General features: G+C 40.9%; 14 protein-coding genes and 4 pseudogenes. 17 read left to right on the top strand and 1 reads right to left on the bottom strand.

All coding sequences use genetic code 11. The annotated features are described in order from the left end of the window. From BST93_RS13855 to BST93_RS13845, 3 genes are all read left to right on the top strand, one after another. Window positions 1-8,249, top strand: an 8,249-nt coding sequence (locus BST93_RS13855; RefSeq protein WP_105019641.1) for a CLIPPER-2 domain-containing protein, incomplete at its 5' end; no start/stop codon positions are given. 54 nt (window positions 8,250-8,303) lie between these two features. Beyond that, entirely contained in the window at window positions 8,304-9,239 is a 936-nt protein-coding gene (locus tag BST93_RS13850) for a PorP/SprF family type IX secretion system membrane protein (protein WP_042280475.1), read from the top strand. Window positions 9,240-9,251: 12 nt separating this feature from the next. Further along, window positions 9,252-11,252, top strand: coding sequence for an OmpA family protein (locus tag BST93_RS13845; RefSeq protein ID WP_105019640.1), 2,001 nt, complete (start codon window positions 9,252-9,254; stop codon window positions 11,250-11,252). A 69-nt stretch (window positions 11,253-11,321) separates the two neighbouring features. Here the strand turns inward: BST93_RS13845 and BST93_RS13840 are convergent, their stop codons facing one another. After that, on the bottom strand, window positions 11,322-12,923 hold the full coding sequence (locus BST93_RS13840; protein ID WP_105019639.1) for a peptide chain release factor 3: 1,602 nt from the start codon (window positions 12,921-12,923) through the stop codon (window positions 11,322-11,324). Between the two features lie 310 nt (window positions 12,924-13,233). Here BST93_RS13840 and BST93_RS13835 point away from each other — a divergent pair, with 310 nt between their 5' ends. The 14 genes and pseudogenes from BST93_RS13835 to BST93_RS14865 all read left to right on the top strand — a co-directional run. Then, the gene (locus BST93_RS13835; protein ID WP_181072660.1) at window positions 13,234-22,590 is read left to right on the top strand and encodes a DUF11 domain-containing protein; all 9,357 of its coding nucleotides are present in this window, start codon (window positions 13,234-13,236) and stop codon (window positions 22,588-22,590) included. Continuing rightward, complete coding sequence (locus BST93_RS13830; protein WP_105019637.1) at window positions 22,563-22,832, top strand: hypothetical protein; 270 nt, start codon at window positions 22,563-22,565, stop codon at window positions 22,830-22,832. The genes BST93_RS13835 and BST93_RS13830 overlap by 28 nt, the downstream gene beginning before the upstream one ends. Before the next feature lie 11 nt (window positions 22,833-22,843). Next, window positions 22,844-23,221 carry a hypothetical protein gene (locus tag BST93_RS13825; RefSeq protein ID WP_105019636.1) on the top strand — a complete coding sequence of 126 codons (378 nt, stop codon included), beginning with the start codon at window positions 22,844-22,846 and terminating at the stop codon, window positions 23,219-23,221. 130 nt (window positions 23,222-23,351) lie between these two features. Next, complete coding sequence (locus tag BST93_RS14890) at window positions 23,352-23,474, top strand: thrombospondin type 3 repeat-containing protein (protein ID WP_219843768.1); 123 nt, start codon at window positions 23,352-23,354, stop codon at window positions 23,472-23,474. 29 nt (window positions 23,475-23,503) lie between these two features. Next, a pseudogene (locus BST93_RS14885) lies at window positions 23,504-23,671 on the top strand (hypothetical protein); the annotation flags it as partial. Between the two features lie 189 nt (window positions 23,672-23,860). Then, window positions 23,861-24,229 carry a thrombospondin type 3 repeat-containing protein gene (locus tag BST93_RS13820; RefSeq protein WP_105019635.1) on the top strand — a complete coding sequence of 123 codons (369 nt, stop codon included), beginning with the start codon at window positions 23,861-23,863 and terminating at the stop codon, window positions 24,227-24,229. 11 nt (window positions 24,230-24,240) lie between these two features. Beyond that, complete coding sequence (locus BST93_RS14595; protein WP_258150446.1) at window positions 24,241-24,363, top strand: hypothetical protein; 123 nt, start codon at window positions 24,241-24,243, stop codon at window positions 24,361-24,363. Further along, window positions 24,360-24,848, top strand: coding sequence for a hypothetical protein (locus BST93_RS13815; protein ID WP_105019634.1), 489 nt, complete (start codon window positions 24,360-24,362; stop codon window positions 24,846-24,848). The genes BST93_RS14595 and BST93_RS13815 overlap by 4 nt, the downstream gene beginning before the upstream one ends. Then, window positions 24,793-25,215 carry a thrombospondin type 3 repeat-containing protein gene (locus tag BST93_RS13810; protein WP_146105036.1) on the top strand — a complete coding sequence of 141 codons (423 nt, stop codon included), beginning with the start codon at window positions 24,793-24,795 and terminating at the stop codon, window positions 25,213-25,215. The genes BST93_RS13815 and BST93_RS13810 overlap by 56 nt, the downstream gene beginning before the upstream one ends. After that, window positions 25,200-25,268: pseudogene (locus BST93_RS14880) on the top strand (hypothetical protein); the annotation flags it as partial. The gene BST93_RS13810 and the pseudogene BST93_RS14880, both read left to right, overlap by 16 nt. Window positions 25,269-25,361: 93 nt before the next feature. Continuing rightward, on the top strand, window positions 25,362-25,457 hold the full coding sequence (locus tag BST93_RS14365; RefSeq protein ID WP_219843765.1) for a thrombospondin type 3 repeat-containing protein: 96 nt from the start codon (window positions 25,362-25,364) through the stop codon (window positions 25,455-25,457). 29 nt (window positions 25,458-25,486) lie between these two features. Then, window positions 25,487-25,540, top strand: a pseudogene (locus tag BST93_RS14875) (hypothetical protein); the annotation flags it as partial. After that, a complete protein-coding gene (locus BST93_RS14870) occupies window positions 25,517-25,696 on the top strand; it encodes a thrombospondin type 3 repeat-containing protein (protein WP_219843767.1) in 180 nt (59 codons plus the stop codon). The pseudogene BST93_RS14875 and the gene BST93_RS14870, both read left to right, overlap by 24 nt. A 172-nt stretch (window positions 25,697-25,868) precedes the next feature. Further along, window positions 25,869-26,005 (top strand): annotated as a pseudogene (locus BST93_RS14865) (hypothetical protein); the annotation flags it as partial.

Here is a 26,005-nt window from a genome sequence, read left to right as displayed (position 1 = left end):
GCACTGATATTCAGACAGCCGGAACAGATCCAACGACTACAACAGTAGGATCAGGATCAAATGTAACAGAGCCAGCTGATGGATTCTTTACAGCAGAAGCAAACCTATCGTTAGAGAAAGTAAGCGGAGGAGTAGTAGATGCTAATGGGAATGGTATTACAGATGCAGGAGACACGATTACCTACAGCTTTACAGTGACCAATAATGGTAATGTATTAGTAGAGAATGCAGTAATCAGTGATGCCTTACTAGGTTTAGTAAATGAGCCAGTAGTTCCAAGTACATTAGCTCCAGGCGCAGTAGGAAGTATAGCAGATCAGGTTTACACATTAACGGCAGCAGATATAGCAAACGGAAGTGTAACCAATACAGCGGTATCAGAAGCAGACGCTATAGATCCAAATGGAGATCCATTAGGACCTGTGAGCGATGATAGTGATGATCCAAACAATGTGAATGATGTAGATCCAGACGCAGATGGAGATCCAGATGATCCAACGGTGACACCTTTAGATCAGAATGGAATCTTAAACGGATTAGTCTTTGAGGACTTAAACGGAGATGGAGTACAGGATGCAGGTGAGCCAGGTTTAGGCGGTGTAGATGTAGTAATTACAGATTCAAACGGAGTTGTACAAGTAGTTACAACTCAGCCAGACGGAAGTTGGTCAGTGGTAGTTCCATCAGGAGATACGACAACCGATATAGATGAGTCTACATTACCAGCAGGCACTGATATTCAGACAGCCGGAACAGATCCAACGACTACAACAGTAGGATCAGGATCAAATGTAACAGAGCCAGCTGATGGATTCTTTACAGCAGAAGCAAACCTATCGTTAGAGAAAGTAAGCGGAGGAGTAGTAGATGCTAATGGGAATGGTATTACAGATGCAGGAGACACGATTACCTACAGCTTTACAGTGACCAATAATGGTAATGTATTAGTAGAGAATGCAGTAATCAGTGATGCCTTACTAGGTTTAGTAAATGAGCCAGTAGTTCCAAGTACATTAGCTCCAGGCGCAGTAGGAAGTATAGCAGATCAGGTTTACACATTAACGGCAGCAGATATAGCAAACGGAAGTGTAACCAATACAGCGGTATCAGAAGCAGACGCTATAGATCCAAATGGAGATCCATTAGGACCTGTGAGCGATGATAGTGATGATCCAAACAATGTGAATGATGTAGATCCAGACGCAGATGGCGACCCAGATGATCCAACGGTGACACCTTTAGATCAGAATGGAATCTTAAACGGATTAGTCTTTGAGGACTTAAACGGAAATGGAGTACAGGATGCAGGCGAGCCAGGTTTAGGCGGTGTAGATGTAGTAGTTACAGATTCAAACGGAGTTGTACAAGTAGTTACAACTCAGCCAGACGGAAGTTGGTCAGTGGTAGTTCCATCAGGAGATACGACAACCGATATAGACGAGTCTACATTACCAGCAGGCACTGATATTCAGACAGCCGGAACAGATCCAACGACTACAACAGTAGGATCAGGATCAAATGTAACCGAGCCAGCTGATGGATTCTTTACAGCAGAAGCAAACTTATCTTTAGAGAAAGTAAGCGGAGGAGTAGTAGATGCTAATGGGAATGGTATTACAGATGCAGGGGACACGATTACCTACAGCTTTACAGTGACCAATAATGGTAACGTATTAGTAGAGAATGCAGTAATCAGTGATGCCTTACTAGGTTTAGTAAATGAGCCAGTAGTTCCAAGTACATTAGCTCCAGGCGCAGTAGGAAGTATAGCAGATCAGGTTTACACATTAACGGCAGCAGATATAGCAAACGGAAGTGTAACCAATACAGCGGTATCAGAAGCAGACGCTATAGATCCAAATGGAGATCCATTAGGACCTGTGAGCGATGATAGTGATGATCCAAACAATGTGAATGATGTAGATCCAGACGCAGATGGAGACCCAGATGATCCAACGGTGACACCTTTAGATCAGAATGGAATCTTAAACGGATTAGTCTTTGAGGACTTAAACGGAGATGGAGTACAGAATGCAGGTGAGCCAGGTTTAGGTGGTGTAGATGTAGTAATTACAGATTCAAACGGAGTTGTACAAGTAGTTACAACTCAGCCAGACGGAAGTTGGTCAGTGGTAGTTCCATCAGGAGATACGACAACCGATATAGACGAGTCTACATTACCAGCAGGGACTGATATTCAGACAGCCGGAACAGATCCAACGACTACAACAGTAGGATCAGGATCAAATGTAACAGAGCCAGCTGATGGATTCTTTACAGCAGAAGCAAACTTATCTTTAGAGAAAGTAAGCGGAGGAGTAGTAGATGCTAATGGGAATGGTATTACAGATGCAGGAGACACGATTACCTACAGCTTTACAGTGACCAATAATGGTAACGTATTAGTAGAGAATGCAGTAATCAGTGATGCCTTACTAGGTTTAGTAAATGAGCCAGTAGTTCCAAGTACATTAGCTCCAGGCGCAGTAGGAAGTATAGCAGATCAGGTTTATACATTAACGGCAGCAGATATAGCAAACGGAAGTGTAACCAATACAGCGGTATCAGAAGCAGACGCTATAGATCCAAATGGAGATCCATTAGGACCTGTGAGCGATGATAGTGATGATCCAAACAATGTGAATGATGTAGATCCAGACGCAGATGGCGACCCAGATGATCCAACGGTGACACCTTTAGATCAGAATGGAATCTTAAACGGATTAGTCTTTGAGGACTTAAACGGAGATGGAGTACAGAATGCAGGTGAGCCAGGTTTAGGTGGTGTAGATGTAGTAATTACAGATTCAAACGGAGTTGTACAAGTAGTTACAACTCAGCCAGACGGAAGTTGGTCAGTGGTAGTTCCATCAGGAGATACGACAACCGATATAGACGAGTCTACATTACCAGCAGGCACTGATATTCAGACAGCCGGAACAGATCCAACGACTACAACAGTAGGATCAGGATCAAATGTAACAGAGCCAGCTGATGGATTCTTTACAGCAGAAGCAAACTTATCGTTAGAGAAAGTAAGCGGAGGAGTAGTAGATGCTAATGGGAATGGTATTACAGATGCAGGAGACACGATTACCTACAGCTTTACAGTGACCAATAATGGTAACGTATTAGTAGAGAATGCAGTAATCAGTGATGCCTTACTAGGTTTAGTAAATGAGCCAGTAGTTCCAAGTACATTAGCTCCAGGCGCAGTAGGAAGTATAGCAGATCAGGTTTATACATTAACGGCAGCAGATATAGCAAACGGAAGTGTAACCAATACAGCGGTATCAGAAGCAGACGCTATAGATCCAAATGGAGATCCATTAGGACCTGTGAGCGATGATAGTGATGATCCAAACAATGTGAATGATGTAGATCCAGACGCAGATGGCGACCCAGATGATCCAACGGTGACACCTTTAGATCAGAATGGAATCTTAAACGGATTAGTCTTTGAGGACTTAAACGGAGATGGAGTACAGAATGCAGGTGAGCCAGGTTTAGGCGGTGTAGATGTAGTAATTACAGATTCAAACGGAGTTGTACAAGTAGTTACAACTCAGCCAGACGGAAGTTGGTCAGTGGTAGTTCCATCAGGAGATACGACAACCGATATAGACGAGTCTACATTACCAGCAGGCACTGATATTCAGACAGCCGGAACAGATCCAACGACTACAACAGTAGGATCAGGATCAAATGTAACAGAGCCAGCTGATGGATTCTTTACAGCAGAAGCAAACTTATCGTTAGAGAAAGTAAGCGGAGGAGTAGTAGATGCTAATGGGAATGGTATTACAGATGCAGGAGACACGATTACCTACAGCTTTACAGTGACCAATAATGGTAACGTATTAGTAGAGAATGCAGTAATCAGTGATGCCTTACTAGGTTTAGTAAATGAGCCAGTAGTTCCAAGTACATTAGCTCCAGGCGCAGTAGGAAGTATAGCAGATCAGGTTTATACATTAACGGCAGCAGATATAGCAAACGGAAGTGTAACCAATACAGCGGTATCAGAAGCAGACGCTATAGATCCAAATGGAGATCCATTAGGACCTGTGAGCGATGATAGTGATGATCCAAACAATGTGAATGATGTAGATCCAGACGCAGATGGCGACCCAGATGATCCAACGGTGACACCTTTAGATCAGAATGGAATCTTAAACGGATTAGTCTTTGAGGACTTAAACGGAGATGGAGTACAGAATGCAGGTGAGCCAGGTTTAGGCGGTGTAGATGTAGTAATTACAGATTCAAACGGAGTTGTACAAGTAGTTACAACTCAGCCAGACGGAAGTTGGTCAGTGGTAGTTCCATCAGGAGATACGACAACCGATATAGACGAGTCTACATTACCAGCAGGCACTGATATTCAGACAGCCGGAACAGATCCAACGACTACAACAGTAGGATCAGGATCAAATGTAACAGAGCCAGCTGATGGATTCTTTACAGCAGAAGCAAACTTATCGTTAGAGAAAGTAAGCGGAGGAGTAGTAGATGCTAATGGGAATGGTATTACAGATGCAGGAGACACGATTACCTACAGCTTTACAGTGACCAATAATGGTAATGTATTAGTAGAGAATGCAGTAATCAGTGATGCCTTACTAGGTTTAGTAAATGAGCCAGTAGTTCCAAGTACATTAGCTCCAGGCGCAGTAGGAAGTATAGCAGATCAGGTTTATACATTAACGGCAGCAGATATAGCAAACGGAAGTGTAACCAATACAGCGGTATCAGAAGCAGACGCTATAGATCCAAATGGAGATCCATTAGGACCTGTGAGCGATGATAGTGATGATCCAAACAATGTGAATGATGTAGATCCAGACGCAGATGGCGACCCAGATGATCCAACGGTGACACCTTTAGATCAGAATGGAATCTTAAACGGATTAGTCTTTGAGGACTTAAACGGAGATGGAGTACAGGATGCAGGTGAGCCAGGTTTAGGCGGTGTAGATGTAGTAATTACAGATTCAAACGGAGTTGTACAAGTAGTTACAACTCAGCCAGACGGAAGTTGGTCAGTGGTAGTTCCATCAGGAGATACGACTATAGATGTTACTGATCCAACAGGTGCAATATTAACAACAGTGGGAAGTGATCCTGAAACAGTTACTGTTGTGGCTGGTACAACTAATAATAGTACAGATGATGGATATCAAGGTCAAGGAACTGTAACAGGATTTGTGTTTGAAGACATAAATAATGATGGGTTATATGATCCAACTGTTGATAATTTATTCCCTGCCGGTACACTAGTTAATTTGACTGATATTAATGGAGTTGTAACTACAGTAACAGTAGATGCTACTGGTAACTGGACGGCTACAGTCCCTTCTGGAGATTATAATGTGGACGTAGTTGATCCATCAGGTTATATTTTATCTACCATCGGATCAGATCCAGAGAGTATAACGGTAGTGACTAATACAACTGTGACAACTACAGATGATGGATTTATACTTGAAACAGGTTCCATACAAGGGCACGTGTATAACGATTTAAATAACAACGGTGTGCAAGATCCTGGTGAACCAGATCTTGCAGGTGTAAATGTCATCGTAACTGATAGTTTAGGAAATACCCAAATTGTCGTGACTGATAGTAATGGTGATTATACAGTTACAGTAACCGGAGGACAGGATGTTACTATTGATATAGATGAAGCTACATTACCTGCCGGAGCTATTTTAAGTGAAGGTACAGATCCAACTACAGTAACTGTGATTTCTGGTACTACTGTATTTGAGGAAAATAATGGTTATTATATCCCAGGAGTAGTTACAGGTCACTTGTATGAAGATTTAAATGGTAATGGAGTACAGGATGCCGGTGAACCAGATTTAGTTGGTGTAGATGTGGTAATTACTGATAGTAATGGTAACATACAAATTGTTACTACTGATGTTAATGGAGATTATTCTGCATTGATTTTAACACCTGGTAATGTGGTTGTAGATATTGATGACAATACGCTACCATTAGGTTTTGTACAAACAGAAGGTACTGATCCTACAACCGTTGTTGTAACATCAGGTAGTACTGTTTTCGAAGAGAACAACGGTTTCAATATACCATCTGTAATTACAGGTCATCTTTATGATGACGTTAATGGCAACGGCGTGCAAGATCCAGGAGAACCAGATTTAGCAGGAGTAACTGTGATAATAACAGATTCTTTAGGTATGGTGCAGACTGTAGTTACTGATGTTAACGGTGATTATACAGTAAATGTCTCTGCTCCTGGAGCGACAATTATAGATATTGATGAAACTACTTTACCAGTAGGAGCTGTTCAAACAGAAGGAACAGATCCTACAACGGTAATAGCTGTTTCAGGAGTAACAGTATTTGAAGAAAACAATGGTTTCAATGTTCCAGGAACTGTGTCTGGTACTATCTATGATGATGTCAATGGTAATGGAGTTCAAGATCCAGGTGAGCCTGGATTATCAGGTGTCACAGTAGTCATTACAGATTCACTAGGTAATATAGTTACAGTGGTTACAGATGCAAATGGAAATTACACAGCAGTAGTTTCGGCACCTGGTAATGCTACAGTAGATATAGATGAAGCAACACTACCGGTAGGTGCCATTCAAACACAAGGAACCGATCCAACTGTTGTAACCGTAGTTTCTGGCATTGATACGTTTGAAGAAAATAATGGTTATAATACACCAGCAACCGTAACAGGTCACTTATATGAAGACCTAAATGGTAATGGAGTTCAAGATCCAGGAGAGCCAGATCTTGCAGGAGTAACTGTAGTTATAACTGATTCTGATGGAAATATTCAAACTGTAATTACAGATAATAATGGAGATTATACTGCAACAATTGTGGTGCCTGGAGATGTTGTGATTGATATTGATGAAACTACGTTACCTGCAGGTGCAACCCTTACAGAAGGAACAGATCCTACAACCGTAACAGTAACAGCAGGTGCGACAGTGTTTGAAGAAAATAATGGTTTCAATATTCCAGGGACTATTTCAGGACACGTTTATCTAGATTCAAATGGAAATGGAATTCAAGATCCTGGAGAACCTGATCTTGCAGGAGTAAGTGTAATTATAACCGATTCTGAAGGGAATACTCAAACTGTAATTACAGATGCAAATGGTGATTATGTGGCTACCGTGATAGCAGCAGGAGATGCTATTGTAGATATAGATGAAACAACATTGCCAAATAGTGCATCACAAACAGAAGGGACAGATCCTACAACTGTAACAGTAATTTCAGGTGTAGATGTGTTTGAAGAGAACAATGGTTACAACTATCCAGATAATGATGGAGATGGAATACCAGATGTTGATGATATTGATGATGACAATGATGGTATTATTGATATTCTTGAAGGTAATGGTGATAGCGATGGAGACGGAATTCCAGACTGGTTTGATTTAGACAGTGATGGAGATGGTATTCCTGATAATGTTGAAGGTCAATCAACAGCTGGGTATGTCGAGCCTTCTGGAATTGATTCTGATGGAAATGGATTAGATGATGCGTATGAAAATACACCAGGATCTGGAGAGGGAATTATGCCAATAGATTTTGATGGTGATGGACTTCCTGATTATCTAGATGAAGATTCTGACGATGATGGAGTTCCTGATAGTACAGAAGGTTTTGATTACGATAATGATGGTCAGCCAGATGTTACGCCTTCAGGAAATGATGCAGATAATGATGGTCTTGATGATGCGTTTGATAGCACGCCTAATGGTGGTTATGACGATGCAAATGGAGCATTTGTGGACAGTGATCCTCGCAATGATCTTAATAACACAGATGGGGATGAGGAGCCAGATTATAGAGATTTAGATGATGATAACGATGATATTATTACTGGTCCAGATTTAATAAATGGAGACTTTGATAATGATGGAATCCCAGATTATCTAGATTCAGACCCAAGAAAAATTAAGATATTTAACGGTGTAACACCAGATGGTGATGGACGTAACGATTTCTTCATCATTCAAGGAATCGAGAATTTTGAAAACACGGTTAGTATTTTCAACCGTTGGGGTGTAGAGGTTTATAATACTGAGAACTATAACAATGGTAACCGTGCATTTAGAGGTATATCAGAAGGTAGAGTGACAGTAGCACAAGGCGAGAAATTACCAGAAGGAACATACTTCTACGTAATTGAGTACATCAATGATCAGAATGAGACAGTTCAATTAGCTGGCTATCTTTATATTAACAGATAAATCATTCAAGCCTTGATTTAGGTCAAGGCTTGATTTTTTTTATAACTTACAAGCATGAAAAAATTAATAGTTGTCTTTGTTTTTTTCGCTTTCGCGAAAGCGTTAACAGCTCAACAGGATCCACAGTACAGTCAGTATATGTATAATCCGATAGTTATAAATCCGGCCTATGCTGGTAATCGCGGTGTAGCGAGTATAGTTGGATTACATCGTAGTCAATGGGTTGGATTGGATGGAGCACCACGCACACAAACTTTGTCGTTTCATACTCCTATTGCCAATAGTAGAGTAGGATTAGGTTTGAGTGTTGTAAATGACGAAATAGGACCAGCTGATGAGACCTATGTAGCGGCAGATTTTAGTTATACGATTCCCGTAGGAGACGAGGCAAGATTAAGTTTCGGACTTAAGGGAGGAATCCACGTGTTAAACGTTGATTTTAATAAGCTAAATATTTTTGATCCAGGAGATCCTAGATTGAGTGAGAATGTAGACAATAGATTGTCACCTACTGTAGGATTAGGACTGTATTATCATACGGATAGGTTTTACGTAGGATTGAGTTCGCCTAATTTATTACAGACGGATCATTTTGATGAAGATAACGACACGAGTTCAGCCACGTTTATAGCAGAGGAGCGTATACACTTATTTGGAACCGTGGGATATGTATTTGATTTAAATGATAACATTAAGTTCAAGCCAGCTGGACTAGTAAAGATGGTACAAGGAGCACCTTTACAGGTTGACCTAACGGCAAATTTCTTATTCAACGAGAAGTTCACAGTAGGAGCGGCCTATAGGTGGAGTGCTGCTGTTACTGGATTAGTAGGATTTCAAATAAGTGATCAAATGATGATAGGATTTGCCTATGATCGCGAGACTACAGAATTAGGTAATGCGATATACAACGACGGTAGTTATGAATTATTCTTGCGATTTGAATTGTTCAACAGCTACGATAGAATTATCACACCAAGATTCTTTTAATAAAATAGTATCATGAAATTAAAATATATATCTACACTTTTATTGGTGACATTTATTCTGAATTTTTCATATGCACAGAAAAAGTCAGATTTAGAGAAAGCAAATAAAAAGTATGATCAATTAGCCTTTTTTGAAGCTCAAAAGCTCTATAAAAAACTATTTGAAGATGGTTACGAATCACCAGAGATTTTATCAAAACTTGCCGATGCTTATTACTTTAATGACGAGTTAGAAAAATCCAATAAATATTATACACTACTTTTTGAAAAATACAAAGAGTCAGTAAAACCAGAGTATTATTTTAGACATGCGCAAACTTTAAAAGCCACTGGTCAGTATCAGAAAGCAGATGAATTGATGGCAACTTTTAATTCCTTCAAGGGATTTGATTCAAGAGCCAAAAAATATTCTGACGAGCCTAATTATCTGCAAATCATCGATTTTCAGTCAGGAAGATTTATTATAAAAAATGCAGAGGATGTTAATAGTTATACCAGTGATTTTGGTACGGCTTACTACTATGCCAAAGATAAAGTAGTGTTTGCCACGTCTAGAGATACTTCTTCATTGATAAATAGAAGACATACATGGAGTGGACAGGCTTTTTTAGAGCTCTATGAAGCTGACGAAACAAATGCTGGAGAATTAAGAAATGCCAAGGAATTTAAAGGGGTTCTTAATACAAGGTTCCATGAAAGTACACCTACATTTACTAAAGATGGTAACACTGTATACTTTACTCGTAATAACTACTCCGAAGGTGTTGCAAGACAAGATATTGATGGGGTTAACAGACTTAAAATATACAAGTCGGTTAAAAAGGGAAAAAGATGGTCACAACCTGTTGAACTACCTTTTAATAGCGATGAATACTCTACAGCACACCCAGCATTAAGTCCAGATGAGACTAAGTTATATTTTTCAAGTGATATGCCAGGATCAGTTGGTTATGACATGAGAGAAAAATTTGGTAAGTCTGATTTATGGGTGGTTGATATTTTAGAAGATGGTAATTACAGTGAACCTCGCAATTTGGAAAATGTCAATACAGAAGGTAGGGAAAGTTTTCCTTTTGTAAGTAGCAATAATACACTCTATTTCGCAAGTACTGGTCATCAAGGATTAGGAGGATTAGATGTATTTGCAAGTTCCATCAAACCAGATGGATCTGTATCTAATGTGGTAAATATAGGTAGTCCTATAAATACACAATATGATGATTTCTCATTTATAATAAATGACGGTAGTAAGCGAGGATATTTCAGTAGTAATAGACCAGGAGGAATCGGAGATGACGATATTTATAGTTTCATTCAAACAGAAGAGATGCGTAAAGAATGTGAGCACCTTCTTTCTGGTACAGTAACTGATAAAAATACAGGAGCTCCTATAGATGGTGCATTAGTAACCGTTGTTGATGCTAATAATAATATTGTAGGAGACGTAATTACTAAGGCTAATGGAAAATTTGTATTTAAATTAGAGTGTGATAAACAATATTTCCTACGAGGTGAAAAACGGGAATATGGTACCGACGAGGATTTGTTTACAACACCTTCTCAAACAGATTATAGTGATATACCGCTGGAATTGTCTAAAAACAAACAAGCGCTAGCAGACTGTGATGATATAGCACCTTTATTAAATATAAAACAAATCTACTTTGATTTTGACAAGTCTAATATAAGACCAGATGCGGCTGCAGAATTGACAAAGATTAAAGCATTCATGGAACTATATCCACAGATAGCTGTTGAAATTAGGTCTCACACAGATAGTCGTGCGCCAGATGATTACAACGATGCTTTAAGTGATCGTAGAGCGCGAAGTACTCGTCAGTGGTTGATCGATAATGGTATCGATGCGTCCAGATTAACAGCCAAAGGTTATGGAGAGCGTCAATTACTTAATAAGTGCTCAAATGGAGTTGAATGTACTCCAGAGGAACATCAACTTAATCGTAGATCAGAGTTTATAATTTCTGGTCTAGGTAAGATTTCCAATTGTAATTAATAATAAAGAGGTTCTTCAAGAACCTCTTTCTTTTTTTATAATAACGCTTTCGCGAAAGCGTAGCAAAGATTATACAGCTATGGATTCAAATTCCGATACGAAGTGAAATTTGATACTAGGGTATTTTTGTTGCGTCATTTGAAGAGAGAAAGCACTATCTGCTAGAAATACCAATTGACCTTGTTTATCTTTAGCTAAGAACTTGGACTTAACTCTTTTAAAATCTAAAAACTCCTCACTTTTCCAATCCTTAGTATCCACCCAGCAAGCTTTGTGCACGTTAAGGTTCTCATAGGAACATTTTGCTCCATATTCATGTTCCAGTCTATATTGAATTACTTCAAATTGCAGGGCGCCAACAGTACCAATAACTTTACGACCATTTAGTTCTAGAGTAAATAATTGCGCTACACCTTCATCCATTAATTGATCAATACCCTTAGCAAGCTGTTTTGCTTTCATAGGATCGGCATTATTAATGTATCTAAAATGTTCTGGTGAGAATGAAGGAATTCCCTTATAATGTAGGATCTCACCACTAGTTAAAGTGTCACCGATTTTAAAATTTCCCGTGTCGTGAAGACCTACAATATCTCCTGGGTACGATATGTCAACAATTTCTTTCTTTTCTGCAAAGAATGCATTAGGGCTGGAGAATTTTAAGTTTTTATCTAACCTAACATGTTTATAAGGTTTGTTCCGTTCAAAAGTCCCGCTTACAATTTTCACAAAAGCCAGTCTGTCTCTGTGTTTAGGGTCCATATTCGCGTGTATCTTGAAAACGAATCCACTAAAATCTTTTTCTTTAGGATTTACTAATCGTTCCTCAGCATTTTTAGGTCTAGGAGTAGGGGCTATTTTAATGAATGCGTCTAGCAGCTCTTTTACGCCAAAATTATGTAGTGCACTACCATAAAATACGGGTTGCAATTTACCGTCTAGGTAATCTTTCTCATTAAATTCTGGATAGATACCTTCTACCATTTCAAGTTCTTCTCGTAATGTTTGAGCGCTTTCAGTTCCAATTAGGTTGTCTAATGCCGTATCATTTAAATCGTCTATGGAAGTAGTTTTATTAATGTCTTTAGAAGACTCTCCAGTAAACAATCTTATGTTTTTTTCAAAAAGATTATAAATTCCTTTAAGATCATATCCCATTCCTATTGGAAAACTCAATGGTGTCACTGTGAGTTGTAACTTTTGCTCAATTTCATCTAGTAGGTCAAAGGCATCTTTTCCTTCCCTATCCATTTTATTGATGAATACAATCATAGGAATGTTACGCATTCTACAAACCTCTACAAGTTTTTCAGTTTGCTCTTCCACACCTTTTGCAACGTCTACTACGACTATGACACTATCAACAGCTGTTAAAGTTCTAAAAGTGTCCTCGGCAAAATCTTTGTGTCCTGGTGTATCTAGAATATTAATCTTTGTGTCATTATATTCAAATGCTAGAACCGATGTAGCTACCGATATACCACGTTGACGCTCGATTTCCATAAAGTCACTAGCCGCGCCTTTTTTAATTTTATTGCTCTTTACGGCTCCTGCTTCCTGAATAGCACCTCCATAAAGAAGAAGTTTTTCTGTAAGTGTAGTTTTACCTGCATCTGGGTGAGAAACAATACCGAAGGTACGTCTTCTATTAATTTCTTTTTGTAAGGACATGAATGATTAATTATTCGGGAATGCAAAAATACGATAATAGCTGTGTCTAATTTATTTAATAAATTGAGAATTAATATTTAGATTCCTATGTTAAAGTTAATATGATTTCTTTTCCTATATAAAACGATTTGCATTTTAACGATAAAAAACAACAAACAACGAATATTATTTTAAAGCTCGTTAACGAATAGTTAAAAATATAAGTTCTATGTAGTTTTAAAAACTGAAGCCTTTGATCGTATGTTTCATCGGACCTCTTAGTTTATTTCACTTTATTATTCGTATTATGGGTAAAACTACGTTATTAAGAATGTTCAAGAATTTAGGTAAGACCTTTTCTAATAACTCTTTAGTTGTAAAAAAAATATTACTTCCTTTTTCTTTCCTTCTTCTTTCAGTGTCTGTTGGGTATAGTCAATGTGATATTACTATCATATCAACATCGATGATTTCTAGTTGTAATAATAATGCTACACCTACAGATCCATCAGATGATTTTTTTACGGCAGATGTTACAGTTAATTTTGATGCTGCGCCAGCATCTGGTACCTTAGACCTTTCAGGTGATACTGGTGCTCAAACGGTAGATGTTACAACATTTGCCCCTGGAGCAACATCATATACGTTCCCTGCGGTGCAAATGAGTTCAGATGGAACGCCGATAAATATTACAGCTTCTTTTAATGGGGATCCTATATGTACTTTCTCATTTAACGAGCCTTCAGCTGGTTTAGCTCCTGATTCATGTAGTCCAGATTGTTTGATAAGTAGTATAGTTTCTTCAAATGCTAGTTCTTGTAATGATTCAGGAACTCCCAACGATCCTAGTGATGATACTTTTACAGTTGATATTACTGTCAATTATACAAATCCTGCAAACTCAGGTACTTTGATAATTGACCAAGGAGGTTCACCAATTGATGCAATTGGTGTGGCTGGATTGGATTCTGCCACTTCACATACCTTTATAAATGTAGTACTGCCTGCAGATGGAAACCCATTTTCAATTCGTGCAAACTTTCCAGATGTAGATTGTCCTTATAATGATCCTGCTGTAGATATAGCTCCTTCGTCATGTAGTCCAAACTGTAACATAACTAATATTAGTGTAGATCCAGGTTCTATTTCTATTTGTGATGATAACGGTACTTCAGGGCCTGGTAATGAAGGTGATGATACTTTTACCGCAGATATAATAATCACATTTGATAGTCTCAATTTGCCTACCGTTGGAACACTTGATCTTACAGGCGATGGAACAGCATCTGTAGGAGTAGGTGGTTTAGATTCTTCCACTAGTCACACTTTTACGGGTGTAGTTTTTTCATCTGATGGTGGAGATGTTGCTTTGTCAGCTGCATTTAATGGAGGTGCAACTACTTGTTCATTCGGTTTACCAGCAGTTTTTACAGCACCATCGCAGTGTAGTGTAGCTACTACAAATGGAGGTTTAACTATAAGCAAAACCCATTGTGATTGGGGTTATACCACTGATGATAGGTACCGCATTAGATATGAAGGTATTTTAACTAATGGTGGTGTTAATCCAGTTTTTGATCTAAGTATCATTGATGACTTAGGGACGCCTTTTTTAGGAGACGCAAATATTGTAAATATCGTAAGCGTTACAGCTTCAGAAACTAATGATAATACCAGTAGTGTGGCGCCAAATGGTGCGTTTAACGGAACAGTGGATGAGGAGATATTGGATGTTACAGTAATAGAAGAGTTACCACCAGGTGAGTCAATTAATTTTTCTATTTGCATTGAGGTGAATGCTGTAGCTGCACTAGATCAACAAACTATTATCAATGAGGTGATAGCAACAGCCAGAGATGCTGTAACGGGAGAACCATATGAAACCTCTGCAACTGATGCAGAATTTTTTGAAGAAAACCAATCTATTTTGAGTGCAGGATTTGAAGTGAGTGATCCTACACCTACCATAAATACTGATGGTACTTTTGATTTCTTTTATTTGATTACATTAAGAAATTCTGGTTCTGGAACTGCAAGTAATGTACAATACACCCATGACTTTGGTCATTTATTTGCCGCGTCACCAGCTGTGCCAATTAATACTTTGACTGTGACTCGTATTGGAGGAAGCTTGTTGGAAAACCCTGATTTTGATGGTGGCTCAGGATTAATAGGAACTTCTACAGATTTGTTAGTTTCTGGGCAGAGTATGATAAGTGGTGAAACTGCGACTTACCGAATTGATTTAAATGTAGGTCCTACGGGTAATTCCAGTACTAGAACATCTCAAGGTGTTTTTTCTGGAACCGATTTAGGAGGTCGGGCTGTTTCTGATATTTCAAGACAAAACCTAACAGCAGAACATGATGAGGAACAATGTAACTGTGAACCTACTCCAGTTACTTTTTCTTCTACTCCGTTACCAATAATCACTAAAACTGTAACAAGTGATGTTCAAGCGGCTAGTGGTATAATTGGTAATAAGGATATAACTTTTCAAATAGAGATTGAAAATGATGCAGCTTCTCCTGTTGATTTATTTGTCCCGCAAATAACTGATAACGTGATGGCTATGTGTCCAGGTAACGTCGTTAATGTTAGTAGTCCCCAACTTGAATTAACAACAGCTCTAGTAACACCGGCTTTTAACACATCGTTTACAGGTCAAGGATTTAATGATATTTTTGATGGTGTAACAGGTCAATTAAGACCAGGTGAAAGAATAATAGTTAGTCTAGTTGTAGAAATTATGCAACCTTGTCCAGGAGATAATACAGCAATCTTTACTTCTCAGGACCCTTCGGGACGAGTATTAACACGCAGCAGTTCTGTAGGAATAAATAATCCACCAGTTGCCGAGGATGATGTTTTCTCAACTAATGTAGATCTTCCTATAACTGTAGATTTATTTGCTGATAATGGTAATGGTATAGATTCGGATCCGGATAGTGATCCATTCACGATAATTGAAATAGATGGTATACCTATAACTGATGGAGGTGCTCCAATTGTATTGTCTGATGGAACAATTGTGCAGCTTTCAGGCGGAATGCTAGACATTACTCCGCCGCCAGGTTCATCAGCTCCAGTTTCATTTAGCTATGAAATTTCCGATCCCTTTGGTAATACAGATTCCGCAAATGTCTTCATAACTATCAACACATGTTTAGTTCAAGTAATTTCCCTTGACAATATTTCGAGTTGTAATTCAAACGGTACCACCGGAGACCCAACAGATGATACTTTTACAGCAGATGTTGTTGTTCAATTCACAAACCCACCTGGTTCAGGAAATTTAGATTTAACAGGTGCCGGGATTAACACTTTTGTTCCAGTATCTGGGTTGGATAGTGCAACTCAACATAGATTTACCAATTTAACATTCTCTGCAGATGGTGGTCCTGTTAATTTAACTGCAACGTTTGATAATCCTAGTGGATGCACTGATACTCAAAATGCAGGAACCGCTCCGGATTCTTGTAGCGTCGCTCAATCTGATATAAGAATTACAAAAACGTTAAATCAATCAGGTCCTTTTGCGCCTGGAGATACAGTTTCTTGGAATATAGTTGTAAGTAATTTAGGGACGGACACAGCAACAAATGTATTTGTAATAGATACTCCAACAAATGTTACAATAACAAACATAAATGGAGGTGGCTGTACTACATTTCCTTGTAATTTAGGAACAATAACGGCTAATACACCATTTAGTGACGTCACAATAATTGTTACCGGTACTATAGACGGACCAGGAGCATTTACAAATATAGTTTCAGTATCTGCAGATCAAGTAGATAGTGTTCCGGCTAACGATACTGATGATGGTAGTGATGGAAATAATGATGGTATAGCAGTTGGTGAAGCCAACTTAGTGACCGTTAAAACCTTAGCTACTGGAGATAGTACTCCGGCAGAAGGTGATACTGTAGCCTTTACAATAACGGTTACTAATAATGGTCCTGATGACGCTACTAATGTCTCATTGGTAGATGCGATTCCAGCCGGACTTACAGCTACAATAAACAATGGAAATACAGGTGGAGATCAACCTTCTACTTATACAGATCCTAATTGGACAATTCCATTTATCGCTAGTGGACAATTTGTAACATTGAATATTGAAGGAATAGTAGATCCTGGTGAGGATGGAAATACGATTACGAACAGCACAACTGCAGCTACAACGCCTGATCAAACAGATCCAACGACAGCTGGTGATGATTTAAATGAAAGCATTACTGTAGATGGATGTATAGATACTGACGGTGATGGCGATTGCGATAGTACAGATCCAGATCCAGCAAACCCATGTGTGTTTACAGCCGGTAGTGTTGCAGACACTTCGAATGCTACGTGGCAGGCTGCAGATTGTGACGGTGATGGTGATCCAAACGGATCAGATCCAGATCCATCAAACCCTTGTGTTGTTAGTGGAACACCAACTGTACCTGCTTCAACAGATCCAAATTATTCAATATGGGCTGTAGAAGATTGTGATGGTGATGGCGTAACTAACGACCAAGAAGTTACAGATTCAACAGATCCTTTTGATTCATGTGAATATATTCAAACAAATCAAGATTATACAGTAACAACTATAGAATTCCAAAATGCAGACTGTGACGGAGATGGTGTGACAAATGCAAATGAAATAGATCCAGATGGTAATGGTGAAGATGATGGAAACGGAACAGATCCATCAGATCCTTGTGATTACGAACCTTTATTGGTGACTGAAACACAAACAGGAGTTTGGATTTTAGCAGATTGTGATGGCGATGGCGATCCAAACGGAAGTGATCCTAATCCTGAAGATCCTTGTGATTTTTCTTCTGGTACAACGACACCTTCAAACCCAGGAACACCAGGAACACCAGAACAAACGGCATATGATATTTGGGCAGTAGCTGATTGTGATGGAGATGGAGATTCTAACGGAACTGATCCAGACCCAGAAGATCCATGTGTATTTACAGCAGGAAGTACAGCCGATACGAGTAATCCAATCTGGCAAGCCGCCGATTGTGATGGTGATGGTGAGACAAATGGGACAGAAACCTCAAATGGATCAGATCCAACCGATCCATGTAGTGTAAGTGGAACAGCAACGGTACCAGATGTAAGTGATGCGAATTATGCTGTATGGGCAGCCGCAGACTGTGATGGTGATGGTGAGACCAACGGAGAAGAAGTAATGAATGGTACAGAGCCGTTTGATCCATGTAGTGTTACGACTCCAACAATACCAGCAACGACAGGTGAGAATTATGCCGTATGGGCAGCCGCTGATTGTGATGGCGATGGAGATTCCAATGGAACAGATCCAGCACCAAATGACCCATGTGTATTTACAGCAGGAAGTGTAGCAGATACAAGTAATCCTATTTGGCAAGCCGCTGATTGTGATGGCGATGGAGATTCTAACGGAACCGATCCAGCACCAAATGATCCATGTGTGTTTACAGCAGGAAGTACAGCTGATACGAGTAATGCAATTTGGCAAGCCGCCGATTGTGATGGCGATGGAGATTCTAACGGAACTGATCCAGACCCAGCAGATCCATGTGTATTTACAGCAGGAAGTACAGCCGATACGAGTAATCCAATCTGGCAAGCCGCCGATTGTGATGGTGATGGTGAGACAAATGGGACAGAAACCTCAAATGGATCAGATCCAACCGATCCATGTAGTGTAAGTGGAACAGCAACGGTACCAGATGTAAGTGATGCGAATTATGCTGTATGGGCAGCCGCAGACTGTGATGGTGATGGTGAGACCAACGGAGAAGAAGTAATGAATGGTACAGAGCCGTTTGATCCATGTAGTGTTACGACTCCAACAATACCAGCAACGACAGATGAGAATTATGCCGTATGGGCAGCCGCTGATTGTGATGGCGATGGAGATTCCAATGGAACAGATCCAGCACCAAATGACCCATGTGTATTTACAGCAGGAAGTGTAGCAGATACAAGTAATCCTATTTGGCAAGCCGCTGATTGTGATGGCGATGGAGATTCTAACGGAACCGATCCAGCACCAAATGATCCATGTGTGTTTACAGCAGGAAGTACAGCTGATACGAGTAATGCAATTTGGCAAGCCGCCGATTGTGATGGCGATGGAGATTCTAACGGAACTGATCCAGACCCAGCAGATCCATGTGTATTTACAGCAGGAAGTACAGCCGATACGAGTAATCCAATCTGGCAAGCCGCCGATTGTGATGGTGATGGTGAGACTAATGGAGATGATCCAGCTCCGTTTGATCCTTGTGTAGGAGCGGAACTTGCTAATGTTGATTTATCAGATAATAACACAGATTGGTATAATGCTGATTGTGATGGAGATGGTGTAATTAATGGTTTAGAACTAGATCCTAATATGGATGGTATTGCTGGTCCTAATGGAACCGATTTAAATGATCCTTGTGATTACAATGAAGATGATGTGGTAGATGGGACTCAAGCGGAGCCATGGTTGTCCACTGATTGTGATGGAGATGGTGTTCTAAATAGTGCTGAGGTAGCAAATGGAACGGATCCAACTGACGCATGTGATTATATAGATGGAGCTGCAACCGTACCAGCTACGAGCATGGGAGACTGTGACGGAGATGGAGTAACTGATGCCGATGAGATTAATGGATCAGATGGAGATCCAACGACACCAGACGGAACAGATAGTAATGACGCCTGTGATTATGATGTGGCAGATATAAGTTTACCAGTAACCAGCACAGTAGACTGTGATGGCGATGGAGTAACTGATGCCGATGAGATTAACGGACCAGATGGTGATCCAGCTACAGCAGATGGAACCGATCCAAATGATCCATGTGATTACGATCCAGCAAGTGTGACGTTAGCAGTAACGAGTATGGTAGATTGTGATGGAGACGGAGTAACGGATGCTGATGAGATAGCAGCAGGAACCGATCCAAACGATCCATGTAGTTACAATGTTTCTGATGTAACGGTAGTAGTAACAAGCACAGTAGATTGTGATGGAGATGGAGTAACGGATGCAGATGAAGTAAATGGACCAGATGGTGATCCAACAACACCAGATGGAACGGATCCAACTGATGCATGTGATTATATAGATGGAGCTGCAACCGTACCAGCAACGAGCATGGGAGACTGTGACGGAGATGGAGTAACGGATGCCGATGAGATTAATGGTCCAGATGGAGATCCAGCGACACCAGACGGAACAGATAGTAATGACGCCTGTGATTATGATGTGGCAGATATAAGTTTACCAGTAACCAGCACAGTAGACTGTGATGGCGATGGAGTAACTGATGCCGATGAGATTAACGGACCAGATGGTGATCCAGCTACAGCAGATGGAACCGATCCAAATGATCCATGTGATTACGATCCAGCAAGTGTTACGTTAGCAGTAACGAGTATGGTAGATTGTGATGGAGATGGAGTAACGGATGCTGATGAGATAGCAGCAGGAACCGATCCAAACGATCCATGTAGTTACAATGTTTCTGATGTAACGGTAGTAGTAACAAGCACAGTAGATTGTGATGGAGATGGAGTAACGGATTCAGATGAAGTAAATGGACCAGATGGTGATCCAACAACACCAGATGGAACGGATCCAACTGATGCATGTGATTATATAGATGGAGCTGCAACCGTACCAGCTACGAGCATGGGAGACTGTGACGGAGATGGAGTAACTGATGCCGATGAGATTAATGGTCCAGATGGAGATCCAGCGACACCAGACGGAACAGATAGTAATGACGCCTGTGATTATGATGTGGCAGATATAAGTTTACCAGTAACCAGCACAGTAGACTGTGATGGAGATGGAGTAACGGATGCTGATGAGATTAATGGTCCAGATGGAGATCCAAATACAGCAGATGGAACCGATCCAAACGATCCATGTAGTTATGATCCATCAAGTGTTACGTTAGCAGTAACGAGTATGGTAGATTGTGATGGAGACGGAGTAACGGATGCTGATGAGATAGCCGCAGGAACCGATCCAAACGATGCATGTAGTTACAATGTTACAGATGTAACAGTAGCAGTAACGAGCACAGTAGATTGTGATGGCGATGGAGTAACCGATGCTGATGAGATAGCAGACGGAACCGATCCGAACGATGCGTGTAGTTATGATCCAGCAAGTGTGACAGTAGCGGTAACAAGTAACGTAGATTGTGATGGAGACGGAGTAACGGATGCTGATGAGATAGCAAACGGAACGGATCCAAACGATGCATGTAGTTATAATGTTGCAGATATTACAGTATCAGTAACCAGCACAGTAGACTGTGATGGAGATGGAGTAACGGATGCTGATGAGATTAATGGTCCAGATGGAGATCCAAATACAGCAGACGGAACTGATCCAAACGATGCATGTAGTTATGATCCATCAAGTGTTACGTTAGCAGTAACGAGTATGATAGATTGTGATGGAGACGGAGTAACGGATGCTGATGAGATAGCAGCAGGAACCGATCCAAACGATGCATGTAGTTACAATGTTGCAGATGTAACAGTATCAGTAACGAGTACAGTAGATTGTGATGGCGATGGAGTGATAGATGCTGATGAGATAGCAGACGGAACCGATCCGAACGATGCGTGTAGTTATGATCCAGCAAGTGTAACAGTAGCAGTAACAAGTAACGTAGATTGTGATGGAGACGGAGTAACGGATGCTGATGAGATAGCAAACGGAACGGATCCAAACGATGCATGTAGTTATAATGTTGCAGATATTACAGTATCAGTAACCAGCACAGTAGACTGTGATGGAGATGGAGTAACGGATGCTGATGAGATTAATGGTCCAGATGGTGATCCAAATACAGCAGATGGAACCGATCCAAACGATCCATGTAGTTATGATCCATCAAGTGTTACGTTAGCAGTAACGAGTATGGTAGATTGTGATGGAGACGGAGTAACGGATGCTGATGAGATAGCAAACGGAACCGATCCAAATGATGCATGTAGTTACAATGTTGCAGATGTAACAGTAGCAGTAACAAGCACAGTAGATTGTGATGGCGATGGAGTAACCGATGCTGATGAGATAGCAGACGGAACCGATCCGAACGATGCGTGTAGTTATGATCCAGCAAGTGTAACAGTAGCGGTAACAAGTAACGTAGATTGTGATGGAGACGGAGTAACGGATGCTGATGAGATAGCAAACGGAACGGATCCAAACGATGCATGTAGTTATAATGTTGCAGATATTACAGTATCAGTAACCAGCACAGTAGACTGTGATGGAGATGGAGTAACGGATGCTGATGAGATTAATGGTCCAGATGGTGATCCAAATACAGCAGATGGAACCGATCCAAACGATCCATGTAGTTATGATCCATCAAGTGTTACGTTAGCAGTAACGAGTATGGTAGATTGTGATGGAGACGGAGTAACCGATGCTGATGAGATAGCAAACGGAACCGATCCCAACGATGCATGTAGTTACAATGTTGCAGATGTAACAGTAGCAGTAACAAGCACAGTAGATTGTGATGGAGATGGAGTAACGGATGCAGATGAAGTAAATGGACCAGATGGTGATCCAACAACACCAGATGGAACGGATCCAACTGATGCATGTGATTATATAGATGGAGCTGCAACCGTACAGCAACGAGCATGGGAGACTGTGACGGAGATGGAGTAACGGATGCCGATGAGATTAATGGTCCAGATGGAGATCCAGCGACACCAGACGGAACAGATAGTAATGACGCCTGTGATTATGATGTGGCAGATATAAGTTTACCAGTAACCAGCACAGTAGACTGTGATGGCGATGGAGTAACTGATGCCGATGAGATTAACGACCAGATGGTGATCCAGCTACAGCAGATGGAACCGATCCAAATGATCCATGTGATTACGATCCAGCAAGTGTTACGTTAGCAGTAACGAGTATGGTAGATTGTGATGGAGACGGAGTAACGGATGCTGATGAGATAGCAGCAGGAACCGATCCAAACGATCCATGTAGTTACAATGTTTCTGATGTAACGGTAGTAGTAACAAGCACAGTAGATTGTGATGGAGATGGAGTAACGGATGCAGATGAAGTAAATGGACCAGATGGTGATCCAACAACACCAGATGGAACGGATCCAACTGATGCATGTGATTATATAGATGGAGCTGCAACCGTACCAGCAACGAGCATGGGAGACTGTGACGGAGATGGAGTAACGGATGCCGATGAGATTAATGGTCCAGATGGAGATCCAGCGACACCAGACGGAACAGATAGTAATGACGCCTGTGATTATGATGTGCAGATATAAGTTTACCAGTAACCAGCACAGTAGACTGTGATGGAGATGGAGTAACGGATGCTGATGAGATTAATGGTCCAGATGGAGATCCAAATACAGCAGATGGAACCGATCCAAACGATCCATGTAGTTATGATCCATCAAGTGTTACGTTAGCAGTAACGAGTATGTAGATTGTGATGGAGACGGAGTAACGGATGCTGATGAGATAGCCGCAGGAACCGATCAAACGATGCATGTAGTTACAATGTTACAGATGTAACAGTAGCAGTAACGAGCACAGTAGATTGTGATGGCGATGGAGTAACCGATGCTGATGAGATAGCAGACGGAACCGATCCGAACGATGCGTGTAGTTATGATCCAGCAAGTGTAACAGTAGCAGTAACAAGTAACGTAGATTGTGATGGAGACGGAGTAACGGATGCTGATGAGATAGCAAACGGAACGGATCCAAACGATGCATGTAGTTATAATGTTGCAGATATTACAGTATCAGTAACCAGCACAGTAGACTGTGATGGAGATGGAGTAACGGATGCTGATGAGATTAATGGTCCAGATGGTGATCCAAATACAGCAGATGGAACCGATCCAAACGATCCATGTAGTTATGATCCATCAAGTGTTACGTTAGCAGTAACGAGTATGGTAGATTGTGATGGAGACGGAGTAACGGATGCTGATGAGATAGCAGCAGGAACCGATCCAAACGATGCATGTAGTTACAATGTTGCAGATGTAACCGTAGTAGTAACAAGCACGGTAGATTGTGATGGAGATGGAGTAACGGATGCAGATGAAGTAAATGGACCAGATGGTGATCCAACGACACCAGATGGAACCGATCCAACTGATGCATGTGATTATCTAGATGGAGCTGCAACCGTACCAGCAACGAGCATGGGAGACTGTGATGGAGATGGAGTAACGGATGCCGATGAGATTAATGGTCCAGATGGAGATCCAACGACACCAGACGGACAGATAGTAATGACGCCTGTGATTATGATGTAGCAGCGATTACATTGCCAGTAACCAGCACAGTAGATTGTGATGGAGATGGAGTAACGGATGCCGACGAGATAGCAGCGGAACCGATCCAAACGATGCATGTAGTTACAATCTTAGTAACGTTTCAGTTCCAGTGACGAGCACAGTAGATTGTGATGGAGATGGAGTAACGGATGCCGATGAGATTAATGGTCCAGATGGAGATCCAGGAACATCAGATGGTACCAACCCTAACGATCCATGTGATTACAACGTGTCACAAATAACAGTAGCGGTAACAAGTAACGTAGATTGTGATGGCGATGGGGTGATAGATGCTGATGAGATAGCAGACGGAACCGATCCGAACGATGCGTGTAGTTATGATCCAGCAAGTGTGACAGTAGCAGTAACAAGTAACGTAGATTGTGATGGAGACGGAGTAACGGATGCTGATGAGATAGCAAACGGAACGGATCCAAACGATGCATGTAGTTATAATGTTGCAGATATTACAGTATCAGTAACCAGCACAGTAGACTGTGATGGAGATGGAGTAACGGATGCTGATGAGATTAATGGTCCAGATGGAGATCCAAATACAGCAGACGGAACCGATCCAAACGATCCATGTAGTTTATGATCCATCAAGTGTTACGTTAGCAGTAACGAGTATGGTAGATTGTGATGGAGATGGAGTAACCGATGCTGATGAGATAGCAAACGGAACCGATCCAAACGATGCATGTAGTTACAATGTTGCAGATGTAACAGTAGCAGTAACGAGCACAGTAGATTGTGATGGCGATGGAGTGATAGATGCTGATGAGATAGCAGACGGAACCGATCCGAACGATGCGTGTAGTTATGATCCAGCAAGTGTAACAGTAGCAGTAACAAGTAACGTAGATTGTGATGGAGACGGAGTAACGGATGCTGATGAGATAGCCGCAGGAACGGATCCAAACGATGCATGTAGTATAATGTTGCAGATATTACAGTATCAGTAACCAGCACAGTAGACTGTGATGGAGATGGAGTAACGGATGCTGATGAGATTAATGGTCCAGATGGAGATCCAAATACAGCAGACGGAACCGATCCAAACGATGCATGTAGTTATGATCCATCAAGTGTTACGTTAGCAGTAACGAGTATGATAGATTGTGATGGAGACGGAGTAACGGATGCTGATGAGATAGCCGCAGGAACCGATCCAACGATGCATGTAGTTACAATGTTGCAGATGTAACAGTAGCAGTAACGAGCACAGTAGATTGTGATGGCGATGGAGTAACCGATGCTGATGAGATAGCAGACGGAACCGATCCGAACGATGCGTGTAGTTATGATCCAGCAAGTGTAACAGTAGCGGTAACAAGTAACGTAGATTGTGATGGAGACGGAGTAACGGATGCTGATGAGATAGCAAACGGAACCGATCAAACGATGCATGTAGTTATAATGTTGCAGATATTACAGTATCAGTAACCAGCACAGTAGACTGTGATGGAGATGGAGTAACGGATGCTGATGAGATTAATGGTCCAGATGGTGATCCAAATACAGCAGATGGAACCGATCCAAACGATGCATGTAGTTATGATCCATCAAGTGTTACGTTAGCAGTAACGAGTATGGTAGATTGTGATGGAGACGGAGTAACGATGCTGATGAGATAGCAGCAGGAACCGATCCAAACGATGCATGTAGTTACAATGTTGCAGATGTAACCGTAGTAGTAACAAGCACGGTAGATTGTGATGGAGATGGAGTAACGGATGCAGATGAAGTAAATGG

Source organism: Nonlabens tegetincola, from assembly GCF_002954355.1.
GTDB lineage: Bacteria > Bacteroidota > Bacteroidia > Flavobacteriales > Flavobacteriaceae > Nonlabens > Nonlabens tegetincola.
Note: the sequence above shows the minus strand (reverse complement) of the source record. Positions and strands in the feature narration are given on the sequence as shown.